2 protein-coding genes are annotated in these 2536 nt (G+C 53.0%); one reads left to right on the top strand and one right to left on the bottom strand.

Annotation, left to right across the window (positions count from 1 at the left end):
* Positions 1-749 (bottom strand): DMT family transporter (locus tag ACE6ED_RS29075; RefSeq protein WP_410830949.1); only part of this gene is annotated, 749 nt, incomplete at its 3' end.
* Between the two features lie 110 nt (positions 750-859).
* Here ACE6ED_RS29075 and ACE6ED_RS29070 point away from each other — a divergent pair.
* A complete protein-coding gene (locus ACE6ED_RS29070) occupies positions 860-1747 on the top strand; it encodes an AraC family transcriptional regulator (RefSeq protein ID WP_410830948.1) in 888 nt (295 codons plus the stop codon).
* Positions 1748-2536: the final 789 nt, after the last annotated feature.

Genomic DNA, 2536 nt, shown 5'->3' with positions numbered 1-2536 from the left:
GTTTCTTTAGCCGAAAGGCTGTGCAAGCTTTCAATATAGAACCAAAATGCAATCATCGTGCCGAATAAAATAACAAACGCTAAGTAGAAATAAGCTTCCGCCGTTAAGGCTGCAGCATCGATTTGCCATGGCGGGTGGATCAAGCTTAACCCGAAACCGCCGATAATCATGGCCCAGCCGACGATGACGAGGGAATCGAACTGCTTCAGCAGAGGAACGGCGTACAAGGTGTAAAAAGCTAACGCAACTCCGGATAAAAGTCCCCATACGATGGCGTTTGCCGGCACGGACAGCTGCGAAGCGGAACCGTTCGTCAACAAAAAGAAACAGCCGGCTAAAGCAAGAAAAACGGCCAGTACATCCTGCCGGGTGATGACAAGGCGCTTGCGTATGGCCAGATAGAGGATAATCATGACCGGAGCCAGATACTGCAAAAGCGTGGCGACTGCGGCATTCCCATGTTGGATGGATGCCATATACGTATATTGAACCGCCAGCATACCGGCTAAACCAAAGATGATGAGCTGAGCGGCTGTTGTTCTTTTTTTCCATACGCCAAGCAGCTGGGAACGGTCTTTCAAAAAGAACTGGGCGGCCAGAAGCAAAACTCCGGCTATGAGCAGCCGGGTAGTGACAAGCCAATTTACACCGATCGGAAATTGCTCGAAAAGTCTTTTTGAAACCGTACCGCTGATTCCCCAAAAAAGCGCTCCTGTAGTGACCAGGAATATTCCTCTTTTTCTAGCCATACATGATTCTCCACCTTAAAATATAATGATAGTGTTATAATAGGTGAAAAATCCTTGCAATTATATCTATATATCGTTTAAAAATATAACTATATTGAGGTTATGCTGCCATGCCAGATTTCCTGATTGACCAAAACCTGAAAGAGCTGACCGAGCATCGGACGGTCGTCTTGCCTTTTGCCTGTTATGAAACAACAATCCGGCACAATATCCACGGATTTATACCGCTGCATTGGCATGATGAAATTCAGCTTGTTTTGATTACACAGGGAGAAGCCGTGTTTCAAATCAATGAAGAGCAAGTGAGTGTAAGGCAGGGCGACGGGCTTTTTATAAACAGCGGCTGCCTGCACATGGCGGAAGACAAAAAGGGGTCGGATTGTTCTTATATCTGCTTGAATGTATCGCCGCATTTTGTTTTGTCCCAGGAGCTTTATTCAACCTATGTATCGCCTTTTATCCAAGCGACCAATTTGCCCTACCTGTATATCGACCCTGCCTCGCCTTGGGGAAAGGATATTGTGAACGCGATTACGCGGATCAATCAGTGCATCCAGCAGAAACTGCCTTTTTTCGAAATTGATATCACCCAGCAGCTGGCGGTCATCTGGAAAAACCTGATCATGAATGGCTTCAAGCTCGAGTACGATCAGACGGAGCGGTTAAAAAGTCACCGGATGAAGGAGATGTTACAATGGGTCCATTCCCATTACTCTGAAAAAATTACGCTCGAGGATATCGCATCAGCCGGTCAACTGAGCCGTTCGGAATGCTGCCGGTATTTTAAACGGATTTTAAAAACAACGCCGCTAAATTATGTAACGGATTACCGGATTCAAAAAATTTTAGTTCTGCTGCAAACAGCGGAATCTAGTGTCACAGAAGCTGCTTATCAGGTTGGATTCAACAGTACGAGTTATTTTATTGAGCGGTTCAAAAAGGAAATGCACATGACTCCCTTGGCATACAAGAAACGGCAAACCAAAGATTCCAGCTAAACTTGAATCGTCTGTACCGGCGGAGCTGACCGGCGGAGCTGACCGGCGGAGCAGACGGCGGAGCAGACCAGCGGAGCAGAGCGGCGGAGCAGAGCGGCGGAGCAGAGCGGCGGAGCAGAGCGGCAGAGCAGAGCGGCGGAGCTGACCAGCGGAGCAGAGCGGCAGAGCTGACTGGCGGAGCAGAGCGGCCGAGCTGACCGGCGGAGCTGACCAGCGGAGCGGAGCGGCAGAGCTGACCGGCAGAGCTGACCGGCGGAGCAGAGCGGCCGAGCTGACCAGCAGAGCGGCAGAGCTGACTGGCGGAGCTGACCGGCGGAGCAGACCGGCAGAGCTGAGCGGCAGAGCTGACCGGCGGAGCTGAGCGGCAGAGCTGACCGGCGGAGCTGAGCGGCGGAGCTGACCGGCAGACAGAGCGGCGGAGCAGACCAGCGGAGCAGAGCGGCCGAGCGGAACGGCAGAGCTGACCGGCGGAGCTGAGCGGCCGAGCTGACTGGCGGAGCTGAGCGGCAGAGCTGACCGGCGGAGCTGACCAGCGGAGCTGACCGGCGGAGCTGACCGGCAGAGCTGACCGGCAGAGCTGTCCAGCGGAGCAGAGCGGCCGAGCTGACAGGCAGAGCTGACCGGCAGAGCTGACCGGCGGAGCTGACCGGCAGAGCTGACCGGCGGAGCTGAGCGGCAGAGCTGACAGGCGGAGCTCTACGTTACAGCAACATTCCCTGCCTGAACACTGTCTCGATTTTCCAAACTTTGGAGGCCTTTTGAAGCAGCTCAACATTGTCCTCCCCTATG

Source organism: Paenibacillus nanchangensis, assembly GCF_046543445.1.
Taxonomy (GTDB): Bacteria; Bacillota; Bacilli; order Paenibacillales; family Paenibacillaceae; genus Paenibacillus_AQ; species Paenibacillus_AQ nanchangensis.
The sequence above is the reverse complement of the archived record's forward strand: the minus strand, read 5'-3'. Positions and strand labels throughout refer to the sequence as shown.

What these genes read in the sequence shown, in the direction of transcription:
- ACE6ED_RS29070 (WP_410830948.1), top strand. Translation starts at nt 860, where the DNA reads ATGCCAGATTTCCTGATTGACCAAAACCTGAAAGAGCTGACCGAGCAT.